28 protein-coding genes are annotated in these 26,052 nt (G+C 64.6%); 11 read left to right on the forward strand and 17 right to left on the reverse strand.

What is annotated here, in order from left to right; genetic code table 11:
• Nucleotides 1-124: 124 nt before the first annotated feature.
• The 3 genes from AB7290_RS34385 to AB7290_RS34395 form a co-directional block, all read right to left on the reverse strand.
• On the reverse strand, nt 125-1,288 hold the full coding sequence (locus tag AB7290_RS34385) for a winged helix-turn-helix domain-containing protein (protein WP_085399107.1): 1,164 nt from the start codon (nt 1,286-1,288) through the stop codon (nt 125-127).
• A 226-nt stretch (nt 1,289-1,514) separates the two neighbouring features.
• Nucleotides 1,515-1,760: a hypothetical protein gene (locus AB7290_RS34390; RefSeq protein ID WP_085399108.1), complete on the reverse strand. Its 246-nt coding sequence runs from the start codon at nt 1,758-1,760 to the stop codon at nt 1,515-1,517.
• A gap of 251 nt (nt 1,761-2,011) precedes the next feature.
• Nucleotides 2,012-3,424: a caspase family protein gene (locus tag AB7290_RS34395; protein ID WP_085399127.1), complete on the reverse strand. Its 1,413-nt coding sequence runs from the start codon at nt 3,422-3,424 to the stop codon at nt 2,012-2,014.
• Between the two features lie 461 nt (nt 3,425-3,885).
• Here AB7290_RS34395 and AB7290_RS34400 point away from each other — a divergent pair, with 461 nt between their 5' ends.
• Complete coding sequence (locus tag AB7290_RS34400; protein WP_354078963.1) at nt 3,886-4,527, forward strand: OmpA family protein; 642 nt, start codon at nt 3,886-3,888, stop codon at nt 4,525-4,527.
• Between the two features lie 73 nt (nt 4,528-4,600).
• On the opposite strand, the gene AB7290_RS34405 is transcribed toward AB7290_RS34400, so the two are convergent.
• Nucleotides 4,601-6,031 (reverse strand): phospholipid carrier-dependent glycosyltransferase, encoded by a 1,431-nt coding sequence (locus AB7290_RS34405; protein ID WP_094183871.1) that lies wholly within the window; start codon nt 6,029-6,031, stop codon nt 4,601-4,603.
• Nucleotides 6,032-6,082: 51 nt separating this feature from the next.
• Here AB7290_RS34405 and AB7290_RS34410 point away from each other — a divergent pair, with 51 nt between their 5' ends.
• Nucleotides 6,083-6,784 carry a FecR family protein gene (locus AB7290_RS34410; protein WP_085399111.1) on the forward strand — a complete coding sequence of 234 codons (702 nt, stop codon included), beginning with the start codon at nt 6,083-6,085 and terminating at the stop codon, nt 6,782-6,784.
• Between the two features lie 2 nt (nt 6,785-6,786).
• On the forward strand, nt 6,787-7,950 hold the full coding sequence (locus AB7290_RS34415) for a hypothetical protein (RefSeq protein WP_085399128.1): 1,164 nt from the start codon (nt 6,787-6,789) through the stop codon (nt 7,948-7,950).
• 124 nt (nt 7,951-8,074) lie between these two features.
• Here AB7290_RS34415 and AB7290_RS34420 read toward each other — a convergent pair whose 3' ends face one another.
• The 3 genes from AB7290_RS34420 to AB7290_RS34430 form a co-directional block, all read right to left on the reverse strand.
• Nucleotides 8,075-8,563 (reverse strand): VOC family protein, encoded by a 489-nt coding sequence (locus AB7290_RS34420; protein ID WP_071916231.1) that lies wholly within the window; start codon nt 8,561-8,563, stop codon nt 8,075-8,077.
• A 43-nt stretch (nt 8,564-8,606) separates the two neighbouring features.
• Nucleotides 8,607-9,035 (reverse strand): VOC family protein, encoded by a 429-nt coding sequence (locus AB7290_RS34425; protein WP_085399112.1) that lies wholly within the window; start codon nt 9,033-9,035, stop codon nt 8,607-8,609.
• 130 nt (nt 9,036-9,165) lie between these two features.
• Nucleotides 9,166-9,678 (reverse strand): cupin domain-containing protein, encoded by a 513-nt coding sequence (locus AB7290_RS34430; protein WP_028148584.1) that lies wholly within the window; start codon nt 9,676-9,678, stop codon nt 9,166-9,168.
• 128 nt (nt 9,679-9,806) lie between these two features.
• Between AB7290_RS34430 and AB7290_RS34435 the strand changes: the two genes are divergently transcribed.
• A complete protein-coding gene (locus tag AB7290_RS34435; RefSeq protein WP_028148583.1) occupies nt 9,807-10,025 on the forward strand; it encodes a CsbD family protein in 219 nt (72 codons plus the stop codon).
• A 164-nt stretch (nt 10,026-10,189) separates the two neighbouring features.
• On the opposite strand, the gene AB7290_RS34440 is transcribed toward AB7290_RS34435, so the two are convergent.
• The gene (locus AB7290_RS34440) at nt 10,190-10,600 is read right to left on the reverse strand and encodes an FKBP-type peptidyl-prolyl cis-trans isomerase (protein ID WP_245343968.1); all 411 of its coding nucleotides are present in this window, start codon (nt 10,598-10,600) and stop codon (nt 10,190-10,192) included.
• Here AB7290_RS34440 and AB7290_RS34445 point away from each other — a divergent pair.
• Nucleotides 10,536-10,688 (forward strand): hypothetical protein, encoded by a 153-nt coding sequence (locus tag AB7290_RS34445; protein WP_245343969.1) that lies wholly within the window; start codon nt 10,536-10,538, stop codon nt 10,686-10,688. The genes AB7290_RS34440 and AB7290_RS34445 overlap by 65 nt on opposite strands.
• Before the next feature lie 33 nt (nt 10,689-10,721).
• On the opposite strand, the gene ggt is transcribed toward AB7290_RS34445, so the two are convergent.
• The gene (ggt, locus tag AB7290_RS34450; RefSeq protein WP_085399114.1) at nt 10,722-12,308 is read right to left on the reverse strand and encodes a gamma-glutamyltransferase; all 1,587 of its coding nucleotides are present in this window, start codon (nt 12,306-12,308) and stop codon (nt 10,722-10,724) included.
• A gap of 222 nt (nt 12,309-12,530) precedes the next feature.
• On the opposite strand from ggt, the gene trhO reads away from it, so the two are divergent.
• A complete protein-coding gene (trhO, locus tag AB7290_RS34455; protein ID WP_085399115.1) occupies nt 12,531-13,298 on the forward strand; it encodes an oxygen-dependent tRNA uridine(34) hydroxylase TrhO in 768 nt (255 codons plus the stop codon).
• On the forward strand, nt 13,288-13,506 hold the full coding sequence (locus AB7290_RS34460; RefSeq protein WP_063985210.1) for a SlyX family protein: 219 nt from the start codon (nt 13,288-13,290) through the stop codon (nt 13,504-13,506). The genes trhO and AB7290_RS34460 overlap by 11 nt, the downstream gene beginning before the upstream one ends.
• A 10-nt stretch (nt 13,507-13,516) precedes the next feature.
• On the opposite strand, the gene AB7290_RS34465 is transcribed toward AB7290_RS34460, so the two are convergent.
• Together AB7290_RS34465 and AB7290_RS34470 are read right to left on the reverse strand one after the other, a co-directional pair.
• Complete coding sequence (locus tag AB7290_RS34465; RefSeq protein ID WP_085399129.1) at nt 13,517-15,421, reverse strand: diguanylate cyclase domain-containing protein; 1,905 nt, start codon at nt 15,419-15,421, stop codon at nt 13,517-13,519.
• 188 nt (nt 15,422-15,609) lie between these two features.
• Nucleotides 15,610-15,825 carry a hypothetical protein gene (locus AB7290_RS34470; RefSeq protein WP_071917675.1) on the reverse strand — a complete coding sequence of 72 codons (216 nt, stop codon included), beginning with the start codon at nt 15,823-15,825 and terminating at the stop codon, nt 15,610-15,612.
• Nucleotides 15,826-15,933: 108 nt separating this feature from the next.
• On the opposite strand from AB7290_RS34470, the gene hemE reads away from it, so the two are divergent.
• Entirely contained in the window at nt 15,934-16,968 is a 1,035-nt protein-coding gene (gene hemE / locus AB7290_RS34475; protein ID WP_085399116.1) for a uroporphyrinogen decarboxylase, read from the forward strand.
• Between the two features lie 118 nt (nt 16,969-17,086).
• On the opposite strand, the gene hemC is transcribed toward hemE, so the two are convergent.
• Genes hemC through AB7290_RS34490 form a run of 3 tightly spaced genes read right to left on the reverse strand, consistent with a single transcriptional unit; the run spans nt 17,087 to nt 20,362 of the window.
• A complete protein-coding gene (gene hemC / locus AB7290_RS34480) occupies nt 17,087-18,067 on the reverse strand; it encodes a hydroxymethylbilane synthase (RefSeq protein ID WP_085399117.1) in 981 nt (326 codons plus the stop codon).
• 25 nt (nt 18,068-18,092) lie between these two features.
• A complete protein-coding gene (locus AB7290_RS34485; RefSeq protein WP_441254240.1) occupies nt 18,093-19,718 on the reverse strand; it encodes a GMC family oxidoreductase in 1,626 nt (541 codons plus the stop codon).
• Nucleotides 19,719-19,771: 53 nt separating this feature from the next.
• Nucleotides 19,772-20,362: a TetR/AcrR family transcriptional regulator gene (locus AB7290_RS34490; protein ID WP_085399119.1), complete on the reverse strand. Its 591-nt coding sequence runs from the start codon at nt 20,360-20,362 to the stop codon at nt 19,772-19,774.
• A gap of 100 nt (nt 20,363-20,462) precedes the next feature.
• Here AB7290_RS34490 and AB7290_RS34495 point away from each other — a divergent pair, with 100 nt between their 5' ends.
• From AB7290_RS34495 to AB7290_RS34505, 3 genes are all read left to right on the forward strand, one after another.
• Complete coding sequence (locus AB7290_RS34495) at nt 20,463-20,828, forward strand: nuclear transport factor 2 family protein (RefSeq protein WP_085399120.1); 366 nt, start codon at nt 20,463-20,465, stop codon at nt 20,826-20,828.
• 370 nt (nt 20,829-21,198) lie between these two features.
• Complete coding sequence (locus tag AB7290_RS34500; RefSeq protein ID WP_085399130.1) at nt 21,199-23,160, forward strand: putative bifunctional diguanylate cyclase/phosphodiesterase; 1,962 nt, start codon at nt 21,199-21,201, stop codon at nt 23,158-23,160.
• A 293-nt stretch (nt 23,161-23,453) separates the two neighbouring features.
• The gene (locus AB7290_RS34505) at nt 23,454-23,603 is read left to right on the forward strand and encodes a hypothetical protein (RefSeq protein ID WP_166084486.1); all 150 of its coding nucleotides are present in this window, start codon (nt 23,454-23,456) and stop codon (nt 23,601-23,603) included.
• Nucleotides 23,604-23,609: 6 nt separating this feature from the next.
• On the opposite strand, the gene AB7290_RS34510 is transcribed toward AB7290_RS34505, so the two are convergent.
• The 3 genes from AB7290_RS34510 to AB7290_RS34520 form a co-directional block, all read right to left on the reverse strand.
• Entirely contained in the window at nt 23,610-24,053 is a 444-nt protein-coding gene (locus tag AB7290_RS34510) for a DoxX family protein (protein WP_071917677.1), read from the reverse strand.
• A gap of 241 nt (nt 24,054-24,294) precedes the next feature.
• Nucleotides 24,295-25,275 carry a PDR/VanB family oxidoreductase gene (locus AB7290_RS34515; protein ID WP_085399121.1) on the reverse strand — a complete coding sequence of 327 codons (981 nt, stop codon included), beginning with the start codon at nt 25,273-25,275 and terminating at the stop codon, nt 24,295-24,297.
• 10 nt (nt 25,276-25,285) lie between these two features.
• The gene (locus AB7290_RS34520) at nt 25,286-26,047 is read right to left on the reverse strand and encodes a GntR family transcriptional regulator (RefSeq protein ID WP_028148569.1); all 762 of its coding nucleotides are present in this window, start codon (nt 26,045-26,047) and stop codon (nt 25,286-25,288) included.
• Nucleotides 26,048-26,052: the final 5 nt, after the last annotated feature.

A 26,052-nucleotide genomic window follows, 5' to 3' on the forward strand; every position in this document is an offset into this window, starting at 1 on the left:
CGCCGTGCCCACCATTCTCCTTCGCGGACCACGATGGTGGGCACGCTTCCGCCTTCGCTCTTCGAGCTACGGCGGACAAGTCGCTTTGCCCACCCTACGAGACCGAAGCCGTGGCGAGCGCGCTTCACTCCGCCAATTGAAACCGCTCAAAGCGATCGAGCTCCTCCTCGATCACGCGCTTCAGCTCCTTGCGCCCCGCCGTCTTCTTCCCCTGCCCGACCCAGGTCCATTTCTGCATCAACAGCTTCTTCACCTGCCTATCGGTCTTGAGGTCAAGCGCCGCGACGATCTCGTCGCCCACCAGCACGGGCAACGCGAAATAGCCAAGCTTGCGCTTGGCCTTCGGCACATAGGCTTCGAACAGATGGTTGTAGCCGAAGAACAGATTGGTGCGCTTGCGCTGGATGATCAGGGGATCGAACGGCGAGAGGATGTGAACGAGATCGGGCGCGGCGCCCTCACCCGGCTCCAGCGCCGCGGGCGCGGCCCAATGCTCCTGCTTGCCGGCGCCCTCGATCGCAACGGGCACGAGCTCGCCGCGGCGCACGCGCGAGGCGACCAGCTGAGCGATCGCCTTCTTGCTCGGCGCATCGAGGTGGCAGATCGAATCCAGGCTGACCACGCCCTGCGACCGCAGCGCGCGGTCGAGCAGATAGGCCGTGATGTCTCTCGCTGACGCCGGCCTCGGCAGCTTGTCCCAGCCGAAGTGCCGCGTCATCAGCTCGTAGGTCTTGAGCATACCCTGGCGCGCGCTGACGGTCGCGACGCCGGTGTAGAAGGCGAGCTGCAAAGCCCGCTTCGAGGGTTTTCGGCTCTGCCAGAGATGCTCCTTCTCGGTGAGCACGTCGTCCTCGATGTCGCGGATCGTCAGCGGACCGGCACGCAGGAGCCGCATCACCTTGCGCGTATCGGCCGGCTTGACCGAGGCGTACCATTTGTGCCCCTCGCGCCGGTGCTCGCGCATCGCCGGCAGGAAGAAGCGAAAATCGTTCGCTGGCACGTAGGACAGCGCATGGGTCCAGTATTCGAACACGCTCCTGTCGACGCTCTGGGCCTGGCGCAGATCGGCACGCCGGTAGGACGGAATGCGGCTGAACAGGATGTGGTGGTGGCTGCGCTCGATGACGTTGATGGTGTCGATCTGCACATAACCGAGATGGTCGATCGCATCCGCCACCGCGCGCGCCCCCTCCCCGAACGGCGCGCGCTCGTCCAGCCGCTGGGCATGCAGCCAGATCTGCCGGGCCTGTGTCGTGGGGATCGGAAAGGGTTTGGGCGCGCGTGACATTGCAGGAGGCAATGTAGCCGGATTCGCGCCAGGAAAAAGAGAGACGCCAAAGAAGCTTTCTCAAGAAAAAGCCGCGCTGCCAACTGCTGACAGCGCGGCCGAACCGTGCGCGCCTCACTTCATCGACATGGCCTTCTGCGCCTTCATGTAATGCGTGCAAGCGCTCTTCATCTTGCCGTTGCTGATATCGGTGTTGGCCATGGCTGCGCTGCGAGGGTGCAAGGCCTCAATTGCCGTTCTTTTGCACCTTGGGCCGGTCACCGACGCTGCCTGTGGCGACATCGGGCTCGCAGGACGCTTTGCCACGCCCCTCCGCCTGGCAGCGATAGACGCTGCCGGTGAGGCGGTCGACCAGCCACATGTTCTCGTCGTTCGGACCGTCGAGGCCGACATAACGGCTGCTCAGCCCGGTGATCAGCGTGGACAGCAGGATCGCCACCGCGATCATCGCCGCACCGACATAGATGGGCATTGAGCTCAGAAAGACTGTCCGATCCTGCGGCCCGCCACGATAGAACTGGTAATCACTCGGCCTGGGCACTGGACTGAACTCGGCTCCCTTCCTCGGCGGTTGTTGGACGCGGAGTCCTGCTAGGCGCCCAACTGGCCGAATTCTTGTTCGCACGCGGGCCATCACGCGACGGCTTTGCGACGATCGGTGAGCAAGGGTTTCCGGAACAAATTGGCGGCCCGAACCGGGCCGCCTGTTGCTTGCCTGCCGGCTCAGCGGCGGCCGAACAACCCGCCCATCATACCGCCGAACAGACCGCCGGGGCCGCCTGGCGGACCGGCACCGCCACCGCCGTAATGGCGCCGGCCGCCACCGCCGGAGGACCGGCGACGCGCGGGCTCGTCGTCTGCCTGCTCGGAGGAGGCCGCGCGGGTCGAGACAATCTCCGACAGCAGGGCCTTGTGCTGGAGCTTGTTGAGATAACCAGTCGCAGGATAGCCACGGGCAGCCTGCCACCGCCTCATCACGGAACGGGTCTCATCGTCGAACTTGCCCGTCGCCTTGACGTCGAAGCCGAGCCCGGTGAGGCGGCGCTGCACGTCGCGGCGCTGGTTCTTGTCCAGACCGATCTGGTCTTCAGACACCTGGTTGGCTTCTTCCGTAAAGGTCGCGGGATCGATCCCGGCCGAGAGATTGCGGGTGGTGATGGATGGACCATCCTGCAACGCCGCGATGCGGGCGAGTGCGATCGATTTGAACGTGCCGTTGGGATAGCTGGTGAGATAGGCGTTGAGTTCCTCGACCTTGTTGGAGTCCCTGATCGAGCGCCAGAACTCGAGCTCGACGTCGGAGCCTTGCTTGCTCGCGGCCGACACCGGTGCGTTCGACGGATCGGTCGTGGCCGCGGCCGGCACACCAACCGGATTGAGATAGACGTTGCCCGTGAGGTTGGTGTGCCCCCAGGGCAATTGCCCCTTGCTGGTCTCGTCACTGACCTGGGCACGGACCTTGGTCATCGCCTGCTGGATCTCGATCCCGGGCTGGGCAATGTTGGCGACGAGCGCGCGGGTGAACGGGCTGTTGGTGCCGGCCTCGCCGTCGAGCGCGGTCTGGCCGGGGCCGGTGGCAAAGGCAATCAGCGTGCCCTCGCCCGACTTCATCTCGGCAAGACCGGTCTGGACGTTGACGGAGCGGGTGGCCTTGGCCGAGCGGATCTTTGCCGCGAACGGATTGTCGCGGCAGGCGTCCAGGAACACGAGCTTCACCTTCGCGTCCGACATGGTCTGATCGAGCGTGAGGTCGACATTGATCGCCGCGCCCAGCTTGACGTCCATCTCGGATTTCAGGTCGGCGTCGACCGGCAACAGGTAGTTGACGCCGTTCACGGCAATCCCGTGGCCGGCATAGAAGAACACCGCGACGTCGGCGCCTTCGCTCTTCTTGCCGAACTCCAGCAGCTTCGCGGTCATGGCATCGCGGGTGAGGTTGGCGCCCTCGACGACGTCGAAGCCGACATTGCGCAGCACCCTGGCCATCGCCTTGGAGTCGATCGCGGGGTTGGGAAGCTGCGGGACGTTCTTGTAGGCGGCGTTGCCGACCACGAAGGCGACGCGCTTGTCCGCGAAGGCCGCGTTGCCGCTGACGAGAAATACTGCGATTGAAATTGCTGCGATCAAGAAGCGCATGATCATTCTCCCCTGATCCAAACTTCCTCGCTGCTCTCGGTTCGACCTGAGCCGATCCGATGAGAGCAATCTGATCCAATTCACAACGACGCACTGTGATCTGGATCACTCGGGGATTTCTGCTGCTCGAACCGAGCTGAGAGTCGCTGCGACGGTCGCTTTTTGGGCTGCTGACGCAGCGGGCAATACGGCTGGTGACGAACAATGGCCAAAAGATTGTACCTGCGCGGGCTGCGAGTCCAGCCGGTTCAGCTGTCGATGCCGAATGAGACGGCGCTTCTTCCCGGTGGCAGGGCACCGCCGCTGGCCCGACATGCCATGGATTCCGATCGGCGCCGGCGCGAGGATGCACGGGTCATTTCGGTCGTCTGGAATGTGACCCGCATCACATCGAGGCTGTTGAACCTTCCCTACGCTCGCAACATCAAATCGCCATCAGGCGTAACAGCGAGGATTCGACAATGACCCGTTTTGATAAGTTTTTTGGACTGAAGGCGATTACCCTCACGGCCGCGCTGTCGATGACGGCGGGCCTGGCTTTCGCCGGCGATAACGTCTCCGCCAACCAGATTCTGGATGCGCTGAAGCCCAAGCCGGCGACCCGCGGCCTGTCCGTCGGTCCGCAGGCCGATCCGGCGGTGCAGGCCAAGGAATCGACGTTCCTGAACACGGTGCGCAACCGCTCGACCCGGTCGCTCTCGACGGGCGAGCGCGAGCAGATCGCCGAGCTCGCCGCGACCAAGCCGAAGATCGATCTGGAGATCCAGTTCGACTACAACTCGGCCGACATCGCCAAGACGTCGGTGCCGTCGGTGCAGGCGCTCGGCAAGGCGCTGTCCGATCCGTCGCTGAAGGGCTCGACCTTCGTGGTCGCCGGCCACACCGATGCGATCGGCGGCGAGGAGTACAATCAAGGGCTCTCCGAACGGCGCGCCGACACCATCAAGAAGTACCTGGTGCAGAACTATGGTCTCAACGGCACAGATCTCGTCACCGTCGGCTATGGCAAGACCAAGCTGAAGGACACCGCCAACGGCGCCGACCCGATCAACCGCCGCGTCCAGGTCGTGAACATGGAAGCCAAGACGACGGCGTCCAAGTAAAATTGTCCAAGTGAAATTCAAGTCATCGCCGCGTGAAACACGCCGCCTGCCACGATCGTGACAGGCGGCGCTTTCATATCCAGCTCTGGAACAGCATCAACCGGTTGAACGTCTGCATGGACGTGCCGATGAAGGCCGCCGAGATCGGCAGCATCACCGCAAAGCCGATCGCCGCGACCCCGACATAGGCCCACAGCAGCCAGCGCGGCAGCCCCTCTCGTCGCAGCACATAGACCAGCGCAAGCGACGCCACCGTTGCGGCCGGCAGATAATAGTAGAGGAAGCCGAGCGTGCGCGGCAGCAAAGCCCAGGCGAGCCACGAGCCGAAATAGAACGCCGCGATCAGGAACGCGTCCCAGCGCCGCGCGACGATAAAGTCGCGCAGCACGACGGCGAGCGCGAGCAGCGCCGGCCACGCGACCAGCGGATTGCCGAGGAAGACGATCGCGGAGACATTGTTCTCCGAGGTCTTGTCGAACAGGAACCACACCGGGCGCGCGAGCAGCGGCCAGGATGGCCACGCGCTCATATAGGTATGGCCGGCGATCGCGGTCGTAGTGTTGTCGGCGAATATCCGGCGCTGCGCCTCGATCAGATCCGGCAGCGACGCTCCGTAGAGCGGCACGAAAGCGGCAAGATATGTCAGCGCCGGCAGCACGGCAAAACAGAGCGCGACATGCTGCACGCGAAGATCGGGCCAGAGATCGGGCCGATACCAGTCGCTCGGCGTCGCGCCGGCGAACAGCGTGCGCCAGCCCTGCATCAGCCGGATCACCGCAACCATCACGATGCAGATGCCGAGCGGAAACAGGCCGCTCCATTTGCAAGCCGCCGCGAGGCCAAACAAGGCGCCCGCGAGCGCGAACAACGCATGCGGGCGCTCTCTTCGAAAGCCGTGCATGAAGGCGGCAATCGCGAGCAGGCCGAACCCGAGCGCGTAAATGTCGAGCATGGCGATGCGCGCCTGCACGTAAAGCATCTGGTTGAAGCCCGCGATCGCCGCGGCGGCGATCGCGGGCCCTTGCGCGGAGAACAGCGCGAGCCCGCACAGATAGATCGCGACGATCGCCAGCGCGCCGAACAAGGTCGACGGATAGCGCCAGCCCAGCGCATTGTCGCCGAAGGCGGCGATCGATGCCGCGATCAGCTCCTTGGCCAGCGGCGGATGCATCGGATTGAGCATCGGTTGCGACATCGTGGGTGCCAGCATCTGCCGTGCCGCCGGCACGTAATGCACCTCGTCGAAGACGAACTTCTCCGGCGCCGTCAGGCCGATCAGCAGCGCGAGATGCGCGACCAGGAAAATCGCGACAGCGATCACTGCGCTCTGCGACACCTTCGGAACCGCGGGCAATTCGAACGGCTGCTGTGGGGCTATTTTGCGTGGCAAATCTGCTTCACCGCGGAGAAAAACAAAGACGGCACTTTTCATTGAACGCATTCTGCCGCAACTGTCACTAAGCATAACGCACGTCCAGCACCGCTTGTGATAATTTCGCCACATCAGAAGCGCGCACGATCCGGTACGATCAGGGACATATCGATCGGTTGCGAAATGAATTTGCGTTTCTGGCTTTTCCCCACTCTGTTGTCGGCCGCGTTGTGCGCGGCGCACTGCGCGCAGGCGCAGACGCGCGTCGGCGAAGCCGTCGTGATCCAGAACGACGTGGTGCGCGTGGCCACGACCACGACGCCGATCAGTGTCGGCGACAGCATGCTGCGCGACGAGACCGTGCGCACCGGCGCCGACAGCGCCGCGCGCTTCGTCATGGCCGACAGCACCAACCTCTCGCTTGGCCCGAGCGCCACGCTGAAGCTCGACCGCACCGTCTTCAACGACGAGCACAGCTATCGCGACGTCGCGATCCGCATGACCACAGGCGCATTCCGTTTCGTCACCGGCCATTCGGAGAAGACCGCTTACAAGATCACCACCCCGCTCGCGACCATCGGCGTGCGCGGCACCACGCTCGACATCCTCTCCCAGCGCGGCCGCTCCGTCGTCGTGCTCCAGGACGGAGCCGCCAGCGTCTGCACGACGAACTCCCAGTGCGTGCAGCTCACCCAGCCCGGCGACACTGCAATCATCACCTCGGCCGGCGGCAAGGTCAGCATCACCAAGACCAACACGCCGCCCTGGACCTTTGCCGCCAATTGCGCCGCAAGCGCCGGGCTGTGCTCGGTCAACCAGTATGCGGACGCCTCGCCGACCATCACGCCTGCCGTCCACGACGACGGCATGCTGTGCGGGCGGTGATGATGGCGAAACTCGACGTCAGACGCCTCGTCCTCGCCGCCGCGCTGACCGCAACCGCTGCGTTTGCGTTCTTCGCGTTCAATGCGCGACCGGCGGCAGCGCAGGCGACTTGCGAGTCCGGATGCGGTGGGCCGACGCCCTCACCGTCACCGACCTATTCACCGTCGCCGTCGCCGTCGCCGACACCCACACCGCCCCCCTCGCCTTCGCCGAGCCCCTATCCGTCGTCCTCGCCGAGCCCGTATCCACCGCCTCCACCTTCGGGCCCGACCGGCGCGGACTCCAGCGGCAATTCGATCGGCGGCCTCGCCAACCAGCGCTTCAACCAGATGATCACCAACCGGGTGCTCGGCACGGTGCTGCTCGGCGTCAACGAGCAGGTCAATTGCAGCGACTGCATCAGCGCATTCGGCTCCGCCGGCTCGTTCTCGGCCGGCATTCACGGCCGCAAGGAGCTGACCAACAACCTGTCTCTGCTCGCCGGCATCGCCTACACGCAATACAGCGAGGGCGGCTACAATATCACCAGCGCGCCGATCGGAGCGTTCGCTCTGCGCTATGACTTCACCGACTGGGGCTCGTCGCGCCCGTTCTTCGACGTCGGCACCATCCTGACGCCGTGGGAGAAGGCGCGCTACACCCGCAACTACAACACCAGCCTCGGGCCGGTGAGCGTCACGGGCTCGACCAACGCGTCGAATTACGCCGTCTATGGCCGTGCCGGCTGGATGAGCCGCGTGTCCCCGCGCGACGAATTCGCGGCCTCGATCGAAGTCTGGCAGCTCTGGCAGCGCGTCTCCGGCTATTCGGACAGCGCCGTGGCGTTCAATCCGTTCGACGCCTCCATTGCGACCGGCACCGACCGCACCAGCCTGGTCAAGATCGGCGGCCAGTGGACGCACCTCTTCGGCAGCAACATCGAGACCAACATCAATGGCGGCTGGGTGCAGTCCTTCGCCAGCCATGGCGGCATCGTCGCCACCGTGACCGGCGACGGCCTGGTGGTGCCGACCATGGGCAACCAGGGCTGGTTCGAATATGGCGGCCGCCTCGGCTTCCGCGTGCAGAAGGGCTGGATCGTCGACCTGTTCGCCAACGGCACGCTGGGCCCGCAGCCGGTGGGGAACACCATCCATGGCGGCGTGGGGCTGCGGATTAATTACTGAGGCCTCTAGGCAAGGTTTCGTAGGGTGGGCAAAGCGGAGCGTGCCCACCAACTCTCTCAATCGTCGATGAATGGTGGGCACGGCGCTTTGCGCCTTTGCCCACCCTACAGCACCTGTGTTGACGTCACGCTGCCGACTTGCCCTCGAACGCGCGACGCAGCACTTCCACATCGAGCTTGACCATCTTCATCATGGCTTGCATCGCGCGCGCAGCCGCAGCCTTGTCTGGGCTCGACAGGAATTCGAACATCACCTTCGGCACCACCTGCCAGGATACGCCCCAGCGATCGCTGATCCAGCCGCACTGCTGCTCCTTGCCGCCATGAGCAAGGAACGCGCTCCAGACGCTGTCGACCTGAGCTTGATCGTCGCAATGGATCATCAGCGAGATTGCGTGGGTATATTCCACCTTCATGCCGCCGTTGAGCGCGACCAGGGGCTGCCCGGCCACCGTGAACTCGACGACGAGCACCGAGCCTGTCTTGCCGGACGGGCCGTCCGAAACGTTGCGCTGGACGTGCGTGATTTCCGAGTTCGGAACGAGCGACACGTAGAACTTCGCGGCTTCCTCGGCATCGCCGTTGAACCACATGCAGGGCACGAGCTTGGACATCGTGAATGCTCCTCTTGGGATGGTCGATATTCGTTGGCTTCGGTCAGGCGTTCGCCATGTCGGACTGCGCGGCGAAGGCCGCCATGTCCATCCAGTTCACGCCCCACATATGACCATCCGGATCCTCGAAGCTGCGGCCGTACATGAAGCTGTATTCGTCCTTCGGGCTGGGATCGGCCACACCGCCCGCGGCCTCGGCCTTGCCGACGACGTCATCGACCTCGACGCGGCTGTCGGCCGAGAGGCAGAGCAGCACCTGGTTGGAGGTCTTGGCATCCGCGATCGGCTTCGGCGTGAACTTGCGGAATTTGTCGTGGGTCAGGAGCATGGCGAAGATGGTCTCGGAGAAGACCATGCAGCTCGCCGTCTCGTCGCTGAATTGCGGGTTCCTGACCGCACCGACCGCCTCGTAAAAGGCCGTCGCGCGCTTGAGGTCGGTCACCGGCAGATTGACGAAGATCATTTTGGGCATCGGAGGCTCCTTGGGCGGGGTTCTGCCCAAGGACGGATGGCCCGACGGCCATCCGACACGGCTTCCGAATATTTTTTGAAGGCCGTGCCTGCGTGGTTCTGTCGCACAGAACCAGCAGGCTTTCAGGCCCTTACTTCTTCTCGTTGGGATCCCGGTGCACGGGGTCGATCCACAGCACGGTCTCGGGCTTCTCGACCGGCTCGATGTCGAGGTTGATCGCGACCGCCTCGCCGTCGCTGCGCACCAGCACGCATTCCAGCACCTCGTCCCGGCTGGCGTTGATCTCCTGATGCGGCACGTAAGGCGGGACGAAAATGAAATCGCCGGGGCCGGCCTCCGCGGTGAATTGCAGGCTCTCGCCCCAGCGCATCCGCGCCTTGCCCTTCACCACGTAGATGACGCTTTCGAGATGGCCGTGGTGATGCGCACCGGTCTTGGCGTCCGGCTTGATGCTGACCGTGCCCGCCCACAATTTCTGCGCGCCGACGCGCGCGAAATTGATCGCGGCCGCGCGGTCCATGCCGGCCGTCGACGGCACATTGGTATCGAGCTGATTGCCGGGAATGACGCGCACACCGTCATGTTTCCAGCGATCGTCATGATCGTGGTCATGGTGGGAATGCGTGTGGTCATGGCCGGTCATGGGACTTGCTTTCTGTTGGTTCCGTGCGCGGCAAGCTAACCAAAGCGGGCCTATCAAGCCATACCCAAAATCGGAACTCTCGTAGTCGGCAGGCGTTGTTTTCGCGAGCCAACTGGAAGGAGAGTTTCATGGGTAGCACGAGCGACAAGATCAAGGGCACCGCCAACGAGGCCATCGGCAAGGCCAAGCAGGGCATCGGTGAAGCCACCGGTTCCGATCGCCTGAAGGGCGAAGGCGTGGTCCAGGAAGTGAAGGGCAAGGGCCAGCAGGCCATGGGCGACGCCAAGGACGCCGCGAAGGAAGCAATCGATCGCGCCGCGGCTGCGGCAAAGCGCGCGGCGGAGTGACGCGCGTCAATCTGAAAGCGAAGAGACCGGCCGCGAGGCCGGTCTTTTTGTTTTGCGCTGATCTCTATCCGTCATGGCCGGGCTTGTCCCGGCCATCCACGTCTTGGCTGCACGAAGGAAAGAACGTGGATGCCCGGGACAAGCCCGGGCATGACGACGTAGGTTCACTTCACCGCGAGCAATTCCACGTCGAACATCAAAGTCGCGTTCGGCGGGATCACGCCGCCGGCGCCGCGCGCGCCATAGCCGAGCTGCGGCGGGATGATCAGCGTGCGCTTGCCGCCGACCTTCATCGTGGCAACGCCCTCGTCCCAGCCGGCGATGACACGGCCCTTGCCGATCGGAAACTCGAACGGCTCGTTGCGGTCGACCGACGAGTCGAATTTCTTGCCCTTCTGGCCGTTCTCGTAGAGCCAGCCGGTGTAATGCATCACGCAGATCTGGCCGGGTTTCGGCGAGGCACCGGTGCCGACAACGTTATCAATGGTCTGCAAGCCTGAAGCTGTGGTCATGGGTTTTCCTGCGGTCTGGGCCGAGGCCGTGGTGGAAACGAATGTCGACACGCTGCCGATCACGGTGATCGCAAGTGCCGACATGATGGCGAAGAGTGCGCGCTGGAAACGCTGCATAAGAGACCTTCCGTTTGAGGCGGAAGGTGTCTAGCGCAACGAAGCAATCGTTTCCAGCCCTCGGCCCTTAATAGCCCAGTGCGCAGCCGTCCTTGCGCGGATCGGAACCGCCGGTGAGCGTGCCCTTGTCCCAGTCGATCCAGATCGCCTGCGCGCCGCCGAGCGGGCCGACCACGCTGGTGGTCTTGTGGCCGAGCTTCTTCAGGCCTTCGACGATATCGGCAGGCACGCTGTCCTCCAGCTGGTACTGGCCCTCGTAGTGCAGACCGCGCGGCATGTCGATCGCCTCCTGCACGTCGCAGCCATAGTCGAGGATGTTGGTCACCACGTGAGTCTGGCCGACCGGCTGATATTGTCCGCCCATCACCGCGAACGGCATCACGGAGCGGCCGCCCTTGGTGAGCAGGCTCGGCATGATCGTGTGAAGCGGACGCTTGCCGCCGGCGATGCAATTGGGATGGCCGGGCTGGATGCGGAACCCACCGGCGCGGTTCTGGAACAGCACGCCGGTCTTGTTCGAGACGATCGCCGAGCCGAAGGAATGCGCGATCGAATTGATGAACGAGCAGACGTTGCGGTCCTTGTCCACGACCGTGATGTAGATGGTCGAGGGATTCATCGGCGGCGCGACGTTCGGCAGGTCGAGCATGCCGTCCATGCGGATCTTGCTGATGTACTCGTCGGCAAAGCCCTTCGCGAGCATTTCGGCGACGTCGATCTTCATATGCTCAGGGTCGGCGACATGCATCTCGCGGTTCATGTAGGCGATGCGCGCGGCTTCGGCTTCGAGATGGAAGCGCTCGATGCTGAGCGGCGCGTACTTGGTCAGGTCGAACCGCGACAGGATGTTGAGCATCAAGAGCGCGGTGACGCCCGGGCCGTTCGGCGGGCACTGCCAGACGTCGTAACCCTTGTAGTTGGTGCCGATCGGCGTCGTCGTCTCGGTGGTGTGGGCGGCGAAATCGTCGAGCGTGTGCAGGCCGCCGATCCCGCGCAGGGTCTCGACCATATCCTCCGCGATCGCGCCCTTGTAGAAGGCGTCGCGGCCGTCCTTGGCGATCGCGCGCAGCGTCTTGCCGAGTTCGGCCTGGCGGATGATGTCGCCGGCGACCGGCGGCTTGCCACCCGGCAACAGGTAACGCACCGTGTTGGTGCCACCCTTCAGCTTCTCGAACTGGTTCTTCCAGTCGAAGGCGATGCGCGGGGCGACGACGTAACCCTCTTCCGCCGCCTTGATCGCGGGCTGGAGCAGGCGGTCGAAGCCGAACTTGCCGTGATCGCGCAGCACGGTCGCGAAGGCGTCGATCACGCCGGGGATCGAGACCGCATGCGCCGAGGTCAGCGGCACGGAATTGATCTTGCGCTCGAGATACCAGTCGGCGTTCGCCGCCTTCGGGGCCCGGCCGGAGCCGTTATAGGCGATGATCTTGCCCTCGCCGCGCGGCTGGATCAGCGCAAAGCAGTCGCCGCCGATGCCGGTCGATTGCGGCTCGATCACGCCGAGCAGCGCCGAACCCGCCACCGCCGCGTCCACCGCCGTACCGCCCTCGCGCAGCACCTCGATCGCGGCCAGGGAGGCCTGCGGATGCGAGGTCGCGACCATCGCGTTGGTGGCGTGGACCGTGGACCTGCCGGGGAAATGGAAGTTTCTCATCGAAGTTTTGCTCTCTCAGGGCTCTCTTGGGGGGCTCTCTTGGGCGGTCGACGCGGAGGGCGCGCCGTCTCGGAAAAACCGGGCCTACATGACACATTCCAGCCCGCCGGGGCAATGCTGGCATACCAGCGAAATAGCTGCCATCCGCTGGGCGTATAGACCTTTTGCCGTCCGGGGCCATGCGGGTTTTCTGGGCGGCGGCCGCCTGCTAAACGAGCCGCCATGATCCACAAGGTCGCCGCCTTTTACCAATTCGCCGCCCTGCCCGATTACCGCGAGCTACGCGAGCCGTTGCGCGCGTTCTGCGCGGGCCTCGCGCTCAAGGGCAGCGTGCTGCTCGCCCAGGAAGGTATCAACGGCACGATTGCGGGTGCGCCCGAGGCGATCGACGCCTTCGTCCACGAGCTCGCGCACGGCGCCCTGTTCGGCGGCCGGCTGAACAATCTCGAGCTGAAATTCTCGACCGCCGAGGCGATGCCGTTCGGCCGGCTCAAGGTGCGGCTGAAGAAGGAGATCGTCACGCTCGGCGACGAGGCCGCCGATCCAACGCGCCAGGTCGGCACGTACGTCGAGGCCGCCGAATGGAACGCGCTGATCGCAGCACCCGACACGCTGGTGCTCGACACCCGCAATGCCTTCGAGGTGGCGATGGGCACGTTCGAGGGTGCGGTCGATCCCGAGATCAAGAGCTTTGGCCAGTTCAAGGATTTTGCCGCCGAGCAGCTCGATCCGGCAAAGCACCGCAGGATCGCGATGTTCTGCACCGGCGGCATCCGCTGCGAGAAGGCGAGCGCGCATCTGCTCGCGCGCGGCTTTGCCGAGGTCTATCACCTCAAGGGCGGTATCCTCAAATATCTCGAAGAGGTGCCGGAGGCGCAGAGCCGCTGGCGCGGCGAATGTTTTGTATTCGACGAGCGCGTCGCACTCGGTCATGGCTTGCGCGAACGGGGCCTACGCGAACAGGAATTGGGGCACGACCGTGACGAGTGACATCAAGACGCTGGGCGAACGCATCGACACGCTGGAGACGCGCATCGCCTATCAGGACGATACGATCGAGACACTCAACCAGACGATCACCGCGCAGTGGAAGCAGATCGACGCGCTGACGCGGAAGATCGCAGAGCTCGGCGAGCGACTTCAGGAAGCCGAGACGAATGCGCCGGGCCCCGCCAACGAGCCCCCGCCGCATTATTGAGGATGATGAGCTACAGCCCTGACGCTTTCGGCAGCAGGCTCGCCACCTCGACCGACATCATCAGGCGGTCGCGCCCACCCTGCTTCGCCGCATAGAGCGCCTGATCGGCTGCCTCGACGAGCGAGCCCACGCCGGCGGTGCGTTCCAGCGCGGGCCGGCAGGCCGCGCCGCCGAGCGAAGCGGTGACGCAGCCCGACGCGTGATTGGTGCTGTGGACGAGGCCCGCCTCGCGGATCGCCCGGCGGATCCGCTCGCCGATCCGCGCGCAGCCGGCGGCATCGGTGTTCGGCAGCAGCATGGCGAATTCCTCACCGCCGTAGCGCGCAGCCAGATCTCCGGCGCGCTGCATCTCGGCCGCGATGACCTTCGCCACCACGCGCAGACAGGCATCGCCTGCGGGGTGGCCGTATTCGTCGTTGTAGGCCTTGAAGTGATCGACGTCGATCATCAGCAAAGCGAGGCTGGAGCGGTCGCGATAGGCGCGCGCCCATTCCTCCTTCAACCGTTCGTCGAAGCGGCGGCGGTTGGCGAGCCCGGTGAGGCTGTCCTCGATCGCGAGCGTCTCGAGCCTGGTCTCCAGCTTCTTCTGCTCGGTGATGTCGCGCGAGATCGCGACCACCCCGTCGACGCTGCCGTTTTCCTTGCGCGTCACCCGCATGGTCGATTCGAGCCAGACTTCCGAGTTTTGCCGGTGCGCGTTGCGATAGGTGACGCGCGCCTCGTCCTTTTCGCCACGCTTCATGGCATCGACGAGCGCCTGGACCTGCGGCCGATCATCCGCATGGATGCCGGCGAGCGCCGGCGTTCCGATCAGCTGATTGGGCCGCCAGCCGACGACGCGAACCGACGAGGGCGAGACATAGCGCAGCCGCTCGTCGAGCCCGATGCGGGTCACCATGTCGCTGGAGCCTTCCGCGAGCAGGCGGAAATGCGCCTCTTTCTCGACCAGGGCCGCGGCCATGCGCTGGCCCCGCTGCAACTGCCGCACCAGCACCGCGCCGATGACCGCGATCAGCACGACCAGCGCGAGCACGTAGAGCATGCGAGAGATCGCCGCGGCTCGCCAGGGCGCCAGCAGCTCGGCCTTGTCGACCATGGCAAGCAGGACGAGCGGATAACGGCCAGAGCGCTTGAAGAAGCTGACGCGCTCGGCGCCGTCCAGCGGCGACCTGAAATGGTATGCGCCGCCCGGCTGCTGCAGGCTCGCGTCGCGGAATAGCGGGGTGTCGGCGACGCTGCGGCCGACGAACCTGTCGTTGCTTGGATTGCGCGCGATGATCATGCCGTCGCCATGCACGAGCGCCACGGAGCTGTTGCGGCCGAGCTCGAACTGCTCGTAGAAATGCGCGAGATAGTTCGCGCTGATGGTCGCAAGCACGACGCCGCCGAAGCTGCCGTCCTGCTTGTTGAAGCGGCGCGACAGGGTGACGACCCATTCGCCATCGAGCTGGCTCCGCACCGGATGGCCGACATGAGGCTCCCGTTTCGAGGACAGCTGGTGATGACGGAAGAAAGCGTCGTCGCTGAGCGTCGAGCCGATCGTGCCCGGCGAGGTCAGCCAGTTGCCCTGGTCGTCGATAATGGCGAGGCTGTGAATGCGCGCGATCGCCTTCTTGCGCGCCTCCAAGAGGTTCCTGAGCTTGGCGATCGTGGCGGGTTCGGCGCCGTCCATCTCCAGCCGGCTGACGACGCCGACGACGCCGGAATCCAGCAGGTCGAGGCTGTCCTCCGCATGCTGCGTCAGCGAGCGCGCAACATTCGCCATCTCGGTCTCGGCGCCCTTGAGCACGGCATCGCGCGCGGCCCATTCACGCCAGCCGCTGACGCCGAGGATGGTCGCACAAGTGAGCACGACGAACGCCGCCGCGCGCAACGGCAGGCGGCTCCATCCGGCTCTTTGTGAGGCGACGGTCATGCGGCAGAAATCTCCGATCGCCGGAACTTCCACCGCTTCTGTTATTGAACCCTGAAACGCTTGAGGACATTCGCAGCGTTATGCGGGTTTTCCCGTACTCCTACGGACTGGAGCGTCGCTGGATCGCTAACAATGCGTTAGCGACCCTATCGGAAACCGAGCGCCCCGGCGCTCGCTGAACGTCGGCCTTAGCTGAAGATCGACTTAACCTTGTCCCAGAGCGAGGGACTGTCGGCGTCCGCATCGGCCTTCGACGGTGTCGGCTGCGCAGCGCTGACCGGATCGGACGCAGGGAAACTGTCCTCCAGCCCGGCTTCAAGCCTGGTATGGCGATCGGCGGCCAGCGCCTTGCCAAGATCATCAGCGTGCTTGTCGTGCGGCGCGGGATTGAATGTCTCAGCCATGGAGTCCTCCTCGATTGGGAGGTCAACGCGGTGCATTTGCGCTGGTTCCACTGTTCCGCTCCGGCTTCCGGCAGTGTATCAGGAACCTCAATCTTGATAGGACCGTCCGTGCCCCAGTCTGCGACAAAGCCCTTCATCGACGTGCTCTCCGGCCAGCGCCAGGCTACCCCGCCCATGTGGATGATGCGGCAGGCCGGGCGTTATCTGCCGGAATATCGCGAGGTGCGAGCCAAGGCCGGCGGCTTCCTCGATCTCTGCTTCAACCCGGAGCTTGCCGCCGAAGTGACGCTGCAGCCGATCCGCAGGTTCGGCTTCGATGCGGCGATCATCTTCTCGGACATCCTGGTGATCCCCTATGCGCTCGGCCGTTCCGTGCGGTTCGAGGTTGGCGAGGGTCCGCGGCTGGAGCCGCTGGATGATCCCGCAAAAGTCGCGACACTCGCCGCGCACGCCGACTTCAGCAAGCTCAAACCGGTGTTCGAAGCGCTCAGGCTCGTGCGCGGTGCGCTCGATCCCAAGACCGCACTGATCGGCTTCTGCGGAGCGCCGTGGACGGTGGCGACCTACATGGTCGCAGGCCAGGGCACGCCCGACCAGGCGCCGGCACGGATGATGGCCTACCGGCATCCGGAGGCGTTTGCGAAAATCATCGACGTGCTCGTGGAGAACTCGATCGAATATCTGCTGGCGCAACTCGCGGCCGGTGCCGATGCGTTGCAGATCTTCGACACCTGGGCCGGCGTGCTGCCGCCGGCCGAGTTCGCGCGCTGGTCGGTCGAGCCGACCCGGCGCATCGTCGAAGGCGTGCGCGCAAAAGTGCCCGATTCGAAGATCATCGGTTTTCCGCGCGGCGCCGGCGCGCAACTGCCCGGTTACGTCGAGGCGACCGGCGTGAATGCCGTCAGCATCGACTGGACTGCCGAGCCGGCCTTCGTCCGCGAGCGCGTGCAGAGCCGCGTCGCCGTGCAGGGCAATCTCGATCCGCTGGTGCTGATCACAGGCGGCGCTGCGCTCGATCGCGCTGTGGACAACGTGCTGGCGAACTTTGCGCAAGGGCGCTTCATCTTCAATCTCGGCCACGGCATCCAGCCGGAGACGCCGATCGCCCATGTCGAGCAGATGCTGAAGCGCGTGCGGGGCTGAGGCTCCGCGCCGTCATTGCGAGCGCAGCGAAGCAATCCAGAATCTCTCGGCGGTGACAGCCTGGATTGCTTCGCTACGCTCGCAATGACGGATGCTGTACGTACTGCGCTCTCAAAATTTAGCGCGGCCGGCTGCGCTCGATGATCTCGGCGGCGCCCTTCGTCAGCAGCTCCAGTCCCACCGCACGGCCGAGCTCGCGCGGGCGGTTGGCGGGGCCCGTGTGCGAGGCTTCGATGATGGTGTTGCCGGAGAGGTCGAGCACGGACGCCGTCAGCGACATCTGATCGCCTGCGATGGTCGAAAAACCCGCCACCGGCGAATTGCAATGGCCGTTGAGCACCCACAGCACCTCGCGCTCGGCATCGGCAGAAGCGTGCGCAGAGGGATCGTCGATCGATGCCAGGATCTGCCGCGTCTGCCAGTCCTGCGCGGCACATTCCACGGCGACGATGCCCTGCCCTGCCGCGGGCAGCATCTCCGCCGCGGAGAATTCATAGGCGATACGGTGCGAGAGGCCGACGCGGTCAAGACCGGAACGCGCCATGATCAGCGCATCGGCGGGACCAACCGCGCCGCCATCCGGCAACTTCTGCTTCTCGCCATTGTCGAGTTTTCGCACGCGGGTGTCAGCGGCGCCGCGGAAGTGGATCACTTCGACATCGGGAAACAGCCGCCGCGCATAGGCGGCGCGACGCACGGCGTTGGTGCCGATCTTGAAACCCTTGCCGCGCGACTGGCGCAGCGCTTCCAGCGTCACCCCATCGCGCAGCACCAGTGCGTCACTCGGGGGATCGCGCGATAGCGTAGCGCCGATGACGAGGCCGGGCGTGTCCTCGTTGCCAGGCATGTCCTTCAGCGAATGCATCGCGGCCTGCAATTCGCCGGAGAGCACGGCAGCGCGGATCTGCGCCACGAAGGCGCCGCCCTTGCCGCCATGCGGCAGCAGCTTGCCGGTCTGGTCGAGATCGCCCGTGGTGTCGAACTTGACGATCTCGACATCGAGATCGGGCATGGCGGCGGTCAGGCGGCGCGCGATCTCTTCCGTCTGCGCCAGCGCCATCGCGCTCTTGCGTGTGCCGATCTTCAGTCGCGTAGCCAAGTCGAATGTCCTTTCAGCGCAATGTTTATCGCGCATCCTCCAATATCATGTCGGAGGCCTTTTCGGCGATCATGATGATCGGCGCGTTGGTATTCCCCGACACGAGGTCCGGCATGATCGAACCGTCGACGATGCGAAGGCCTTCGAGCCCCCTCACCTTCAGCCGCTGGTCCACCACCGCCAGCGCGTCATTGCCCATACGACAGGTCGAGGTCGGATGGTAGATGGTGCTGCCGCGCTCGCGGCAATAATCGAGCAGCTCTCCATCCGTGGATACCTTTGCGCCAGGATCGTACTCGCTGACCACGAACGGCTTCAGCGCCGGCGCATTCAGGATCTTGCGCAAGATCTTCAGGCCTTCGACATTGGTGGTGCGATCGGTCTCGGTCGACATGTAGTTGATGCGGATCTCCGGCGGCGCGGTCGAATCCGCGCTTTTGATGCGCAAGGTCCCGCGGCTTTCGGGCCGGAGCTGGCACACCGACGCCGTGAACCCGGAAAAATCATGCAGCTTCTCCCCCATCTTGTCGGTCGAGAACGGCAGAAAGTGCACCTGGATGTCGGGCGAAGCGAGGCGAGGATTGGTCTTGAAGAACGCGCCCGCGGTGCCGGCCGCGATGGTCAGCCAGCCCTTCCGGAACAGCGCATAGCGCGCGCCGGCCAACGTGCGGCGAAACGGATTATTGACGGTGTCGTTGAGCGTGATCTTCTGCGAGCAGCGCATCACGATGCGGACCTGCATGTGGTCCTGGAGATCGTGGCCGACGCCCGGCGCGTCCAGCACGACATCGATGCCGTGCTTGCGCAAGAGATCGGCAGGGCCGACGCCGGAGAGCTGAAGGAGCTGCGGCGAGTTGTAGGCGCCGCTCGACAGCACGACCTCTTTGCGCGCGCGGGCCCGGCGCACGGTTGTGCCTTGCCGGTATTCGACGCCGACCGCGCGGCGTGCCTCGAACAGCACGCGCTGGCCGAGCGCCTCGGTCTCGACCTTGAGATTGCTGCGCGTCTTCGCGGGTCCAAGATAGGCCACCGCCGTCGAGGCACGGCGGCCGTTGCGCGTCGTGGTCTGGAACAGGCCGACGCCCTCCTGCGTGGCGCCGTTGAAATCGGGGTTGTAGGGCAGACCGGTCTCGACCGCGGCATCCATGAAGGCCTTCGACAGCGGATCGGTCACGACCATGTTGGACACCGGCAGCGGGCCGCCGCTGCCGTGATATTGATCGGCGCCACGCGCCTGGTTCTCGGCTTTCTTGAAATAGGGCAGCACGTCGTCATAGCCCCAGCCGGCATTGCCGTGCTGGCGCCAGCGATCGTAATCCTCGTGCTGGCCGCGGACATAAAGCAGGCCGTTGATCGAGCTCGATCCGCCCAGCGTCTTGCCGCGCGGCTGGAACACCTGGCGCCCCTTCAATTCGGGCTCCGGTTCGGTCTGATACATCCAGTTGACCGTCTTCTCCTTGAACAGTTTTCCGTAGCCGAGCGGCACGTGGATCCAGATGTTGGAATCCTTAGGTCCCGCCTCGAGCAGCAGCACGCTGTGCTTGCCGTTCGCAGACAGCCTGTTGGCGAGCACGCAGCCAGCGGAGCCGGCGCCGACGATGATGTAGTCGAACTCAGGATCGGACGGCGCGAGGGAGGAATTTGCGTTCATGCGCTACTGTTCTTTTTGTTGGTGTGGGCGTTTCCGGTTCGTCACTAGCACAATCATGCGCGTAGACGCAGCGCCTCGACCAGTGACTTGAACGCACGGGCATATTCCGCCCCTGCCCTTGCGATATCCGTGCGCCCGGCGCAGGCGACCGCCGCCTCCGTCACCGCGCCGAGCAGCAGCCGCGCCAGCGGCTCGACCGGTTGCTTTGCGATGAGGCCGGCCTCCATCGCCACCGACAGCGCGCGCGGCATCTTACCGCCAAAATGCTGCGCGTCGATCTCCCGCCAGCGCTCCCAGCCGAGCACGGCCGGGCCGTCGCGCAGGATGATCTGACCTGTCGGGCCCTTGGCGGTCGCCGCAAAGTAATGCTGCGTGCCGGCGACCATCGCGGCGAGCACGTCCTTCTCGGCGCGCGCGGTGCGGTCGATCTCGGCGACGAGATCGCGCGAGACAGAATCGAACACCGCTTCGAACACCACCTCCTTGGTCTTGAAGTGATGATAGACCGCGCCCTTGGCAACGCCCGCGGCCGCCGCGATGTCGTCCACGGTGGTCGCGGCAAAGCCCTGCGTCCCGAACAGGCGCCGCGCCTCCGTCAGGATCGCCTCGGATGTCGCCGCCCGCCGCTCCGCCTGCTTTGCCATCGCTCCCGTCTAGTCCAATTCGTCGCACCCGGCCAGTTGACTTTTCGACTACCGGTCGGTATTTACCGACTATCAGTCTGTTTTAATCGTGAGGTGCGCCATGCCGAGCCGTGACGTCGTCGAAGCTTTTGCGAAGCGGTTGGAGGATGGGGAGTTTGTCGAAGCGATCGAGCAGTACTACACGTCCGATGCCGCGACCTATGAGAACAACGCCGCCCCGACAGTCGGCCGCGACAAGCTCGTCGCCAAGGAGCGCGGCGTGCTCGCGGCCTCCAGGAAGGTCAAGGCCGTCCGCATCGGGCCGAGCCTGATCGAGGGCGATCACGTCGCGACACGCTGGCGGTTCAGCTTCACCAATGCCGAAGGCGTCGTCCGAACGCTGGATGAGATCGCGTGGCAGACCTGGCAGGGCGATCAGCTGATCGAAGAACGGTTCTATTATGATCCGAAGCAGCTCGGGCGGTGACGTTCGGCACATTTGGCAACAGAGCGGGCTGGCAGCCTCCTCGCGGCCATCCTTCGAGACGCCCGCCTTCAGCGGGCTGCTCAGGATGAGGCCTGCTCCGCGGCAACATCTTAGACCCTCATGGTGAGGAGCGCAGCCTTGCGGCGCGTCTCGAACCATGAAGGCCGAGCGCGTTCTGCGATCGGCCCACTGTTACAACCGTAACGCGGGGCGCCGCATTTGTATCGATTTGTTATCGATACCCTCGCTTGAACACGCAGAAGTGGCCATGGCGATCGTGGCCAGCGGGGATAATTCATATTTCGTCAAAGGTTTGCAGCGAATCCTCCTGATCGAGCCGGACAAACGGCCCATGCTGCTAGGCCCTGGAATGCGGACTCAAACGACCAGCTATTTCGCGCGGCTGTTCGCCGGCGATCTGTCGGCCTTTGGCGGTCCTGCAACCGACGAAGCCGTCGCCGGACATATCCGCGCCGATCAGATGTCACTGGTGCTCGGCTACTCCGTCGGCATCATGCTTGCCAATGCCTGCAACGCGGCCGTACTCGCCATCGCGCTCTGGCATTCGCCGGACTGGAAGTTTGCGTTGGCCTGGGCCGCGATCGTGGCCGGCGCCGCGATCGCGTTCGGCCTGCAATCCCACGCCTCGCGCCGGATCACAAAACCGCAATTCGTTTCGCGTCGGGCGATGCATCGGCTGGTGCGCAACGCCTTCGTGCTCGGCGTTGCCTGGGGCATCGTCCCGGTCGCCTTCTTCGCGAATGCCGCGACCGGCGGCCAGCTCGTCATCACCTGCCTTTGCTCGGGGATGCTGGCCGGCGGCGCACTAGCCTTCGCCACGATCCCGATTGCGGCCATCGCTTTCACGAGCCCCATCTTCGTCGGCATCGCCATCTGCCTCGGCCGCGACGGCGATCCCGCCTATGTGCTGATGGCCATCCTGGTGGTGGTTTACGGCAGCGTGCTGCTGCGTGCGGTGTTCGTCAATTCATTCGCTTTCGCGCGGCGCGTGATCCGGCAGATCGAGGCCGAGCGCACGGTCCGGCAGGATCCCCTCACGCTGTTGCCCAACCGCTTCGCCTTCAACGAGACGCTCGAAGCCGCGCTCCGGCGGATGGCCCTGTCCGGCGAGGAATTCGCGGTGCTCCTGCTCGACCTCGACCGCTTCAAGGAAGTCAACGACAAGTTCGGCCACCCCGCCGGCGACGAATTCCTGATCCAGGTCGCAGGCCGGCTGCAACGCTGCACGCGCGCGGCCGAGCACGTCGCGCGAATTGGCGGCGACGAGTTCGCGCTGGTGATGGCCAATCTGGCACGGCCGGAGGATGCGCTCGAGATCGCCGAACGCTTCGTCGCGGCCTTCGACGAACCGTTCCAGATCGAGGGCCGCCAGATCGCCGGCGCGACCAGCGTCGGCATCGTGCTGGCGCCGCGCGACGGCACCACGCAGCTCGACATCATGAAGAATGCCGACGCGGCGCTGTATCGCGCCAAGAAAGCAGGTCCCGGCACGGTCTGCTTCTTCGAGGAAGCCGATGACAGGGTGTCACGCGATCGCAAGGCGCTGCAAGCGGACCTCGAAGGCGCCATCGCCAGAGACGAGCTGTTCCTGGTGTTCCAGCCGTTCCTCGATCTCGGCGAGAACCGCATCACCGGCTTCGAGGCGCTGCTGCGCTGGCAGCATCCCCGGCGCGGACTGGTGCCGCCGAGCGAATTCATCCCGATCGCCGAGGAGACCGGGCTGATCCACGAGATCGGCGAATGGGTGATCCGGCGTGCCTGCGCGACGCTTTCGGACTGGCCGGAGGACATCAGGGTCGCCGTGAACTTCTCCGCCGCGCAGTTTCACAGCACCGGCATCCTCCAGACCATCGTGCAGGCGCTCGCGGACGCGAAGGTCGCCCCGCACCGGCTCGAGGTCGAGATCACGGAATCGATGCTGCTGTCGAAATACGGCTCCGCGGCGTCAATCCTGAACGCGCTGCTCGAGCTTGGCATCACGGTGGCGCTAGACGATTTCGGCACCGGCTTCTCCTCGCTCACCTATCTGCGCAAGCTGCCGTTCAGCCGTATCAAGATCGACCAGTCCTTCATCCGCGACATGCTGGTGCAGCCCGACTGCGCCGCGATCGTGAAGTCTGTGATCTCGCTGGCGCGCGACCTGCGCATCGGCGTGGTTGCGGAAGGCGTCGAGACCGCCGACCAGCTCGAGTTTCTGCGCCAGTTCGGTTGCGACGAAGCGCAGGGCTATCTGATCAGCCGGCCGGTGTCGGCCGATGGCGTTCTGGCGCTGTTGAACACGAAAAAGCAGCGGGCGACTTACGCGGCGTAGGGAAATACTCGCAAATGTGAGGCGGTCCGCTTCCAGGGGTGAAGCAGACTCGCGCAGGGCAGAATTTCTTCAAGCCACCCTTTGCAAATGAATCACTGCCAGGCAGTTCTGCATCCCGCGCCAGTCTTCGCGGTCATAGGGTTGGTCTGCATCCCTGACCTAAGGCTGTCCGCTGTTTTGAGAGCGTTTCCGAGTGTTTCGGCGCGCTACCACTCTCAAGACGGCTTGCCGTGTCGGCCCCATTAAGCAACACTTGCCTCATTTCAAAGTAATTATTTTTGAGGGGCATCATCATGCCTGAGATATTTGAAGTCGTGCTGTGGTGTGCCGCGCTTGCGACATGGTTGATGCTTCTCTTCGCCCTCGTGAGCAAGACCCTGAAACAGCTCTCAAAGAGCATCCGCCGCGCGATAGAGGAAGCTTTCAAGCCCGACTTGAAGTGATCTCGGCTACGATGCCCGATCGAAACTGAACCGGCCCGCCCCGGTGACGAAGATCAACATCGCGCCTCCCATGATCGAGACATTCTTCAGGAAGTGGTTGTATTGACCGATCTGCTGCGCACCCGCGGGATACTCCCAGTAGCGGTGCGCAATAGCCGTTGCCGCCAATACGAACACAAACGTCAGAATTGCGCAGTAGCGCGTACCGACGCCCAATATCAAACCAACGGATATCAATACTTCCAGTACGATGTTCGTCATCGTGAACAGCTCGGGTGCTGGAAGATTCAGGGACCTGAAATACCCCACAGAGCCGCTGAAGTTGGATATTGCTCCATACGCGCTTCCGACGAATACCCACGCGAGGAGAATGCGGCCGATTAAAATCAGCGCGTCAGCTCGCCCTGTGGCGAACGCATCGACTGCCAGCGAGACAGAATTGGATTTCATGGCAGAACCTCCACCCTTGCTGTCCAAGACCGGCTGAACGCATCTATTGCCGAGAGCAAACCTATCATGATTGGTGGACCGCACGAAGCGCTCTTGCCGGCCCATTGACGCTGCAAAGCCCGCTTCGTCACCGCCCTTAGCTGCCTCGCCAGGACGACCTGCACCCGCCCGCTCCGAAAGTAGGGCGGATGCGCGAGCCTTCAGGCTGATCGCGGTTTCCGAGTACGCCTTCCAGCTCCGGTCAGACCGCATCTTCCCGGAGCAGCGTGTCCACGGTGATGGTACCGCGGGCGCGGGAGACGCAGGCGCAGATCTTCTGGTTGCTTTGCTTCTGGTGATCGCTGAAGAAGACGTCGCGATGATCGATCTCGCCGTCGACCTCGACCACGTCGATCGCGCACAGGCCGCATTCGCCGCGCTTGCAATCGTACATCACGTCGTGTCCGCTGGCATTGAGCACATCAAGCATCGAGCGCTCGCGCGGGATTTCGAGCTCGACATCGGTCCCCTTCAGGCGCACGCGAAACGTCTCGGTCGGCAGCGTGCCGCTGGAGCCGAAGGTCTCGTAGCGGAGATCGGGAAGCGGATGGCCGGCGCCGATCCAGGCGTGGCGCGCGGCATCCAGCATCCTCATCGGGCCACAGAACAGCGCCAGCGCACCTTGCGGCAATGATCCGAACAGCGCATCGAGGTCGAGTCGCCGGCCCTCGTCGCTCGCGTGAACGAGCAGGCGCTCACCGAGCATTTTGGCGAGATCGTCGAGATAGGCGGCATCGGTGCGCGAGCGCACGGCATAATGCAGCGTGACATCAACGCCGCGACGCGCCAGCGCCTGTGCGGCGCCAAGGATCGGCGTGATACCGATGCCGCCAGCGATCAGGCAATAGTTTTCGCGCGTCCAGTCGACTGCGAGCAGCGAAGCCGGCCGGGTGATGTCGAGCCGAGCCCCGGGGGTGAGCTGCCACATGTAGCGCGAGCCGCCGCGGGAATCCTCGGCGCGGCGCACCGCGATCCTGAATCCGCGCGAGGACGCCTCACCGACCAGCGAATAGGATCGCGTCTCCGGCAGGCCGTCGATGGTCACGCTGATATTGATGTGGCTGCCGACCGGATAGGCCGTGCCGTCGAACTGATCCGGCAGGATCAAGAATTCGCGGATGCCCGGCGCAAGATCGCGCGTCGCGACCAGCGTTGCCGGAATCCAGGTTTCGATGAAGCGCATGGCGATTGCCCTAGTCGGTTGCGGTCCTGATCAGCGCGAGCGCCGGCAAGAGGTCGAGATGGGTGCGGTTGCGCAGCGCAAGCCGCAGGTTTCGCACTGCGAGGCGCGCGTGCTCGCGCATCACGGCCTCGGCGCGGGCGCCTTCGCGGTTCTCGATGGCGTCGATCACGACGCGATGGTGCTCCTGCCCGATGATCAGAATCTGCTGCGCCTCGGGCAGCGCCGATTGCGCCATCACGAAACCGCTTGGCGAGGCGAACGGCAGCGCCGAAGCGCGGTCGATCTGCCGGATCAGCGGCGGGCTGCGCGACAATTCCGTGAGCAGTGCGTGGAAGCGCGCGTTCAGCGTGACATAGGATGAGAACGCGTCGACCGAGATCGGCACCTGGCGCAGCAATTCGTCAATTGCGGCAAGGCACTCCTTCAGCGGCTCGAGCTCGCGCGCGGAAACGCCGCGCTCGGCTGCGAAGCGCGCGGCGAGCCCTTCGAGCGTGCCGCGCAGCTCGATGGAATCGGAGATGTCGCGCTCGGAAAACGCCTTCACCATGAAGCCGCCTGAGGGAATCGCCTCCAGCAGGCCTTCCTCCTCGAGCCGCACCAGCGCCATGCGCACCGGCGTGCGCGAGGCGCCGGTCGTCTCCACCGCCTGCAGCTCGGAGATGCGCTCGCCGGGCCGTAAGCGACCCGACAGGATCTGGTCGCGCAGCGCGAGCTGCGCCTTCACGGTCTGCGAGACGGAGCGGTCGACCTCTCGCTCGGGCGCTGCTTTCACCTGGC

The sequence above is a fragment of the Bradyrhizobium sp. 613_E4_N2_2 genome (genome assembly GCF_052075995.1).
GTDB lineage: Bacteria > Pseudomonadota > Alphaproteobacteria > Rhizobiales > Xanthobacteraceae > Bradyrhizobium > Bradyrhizobium barranii.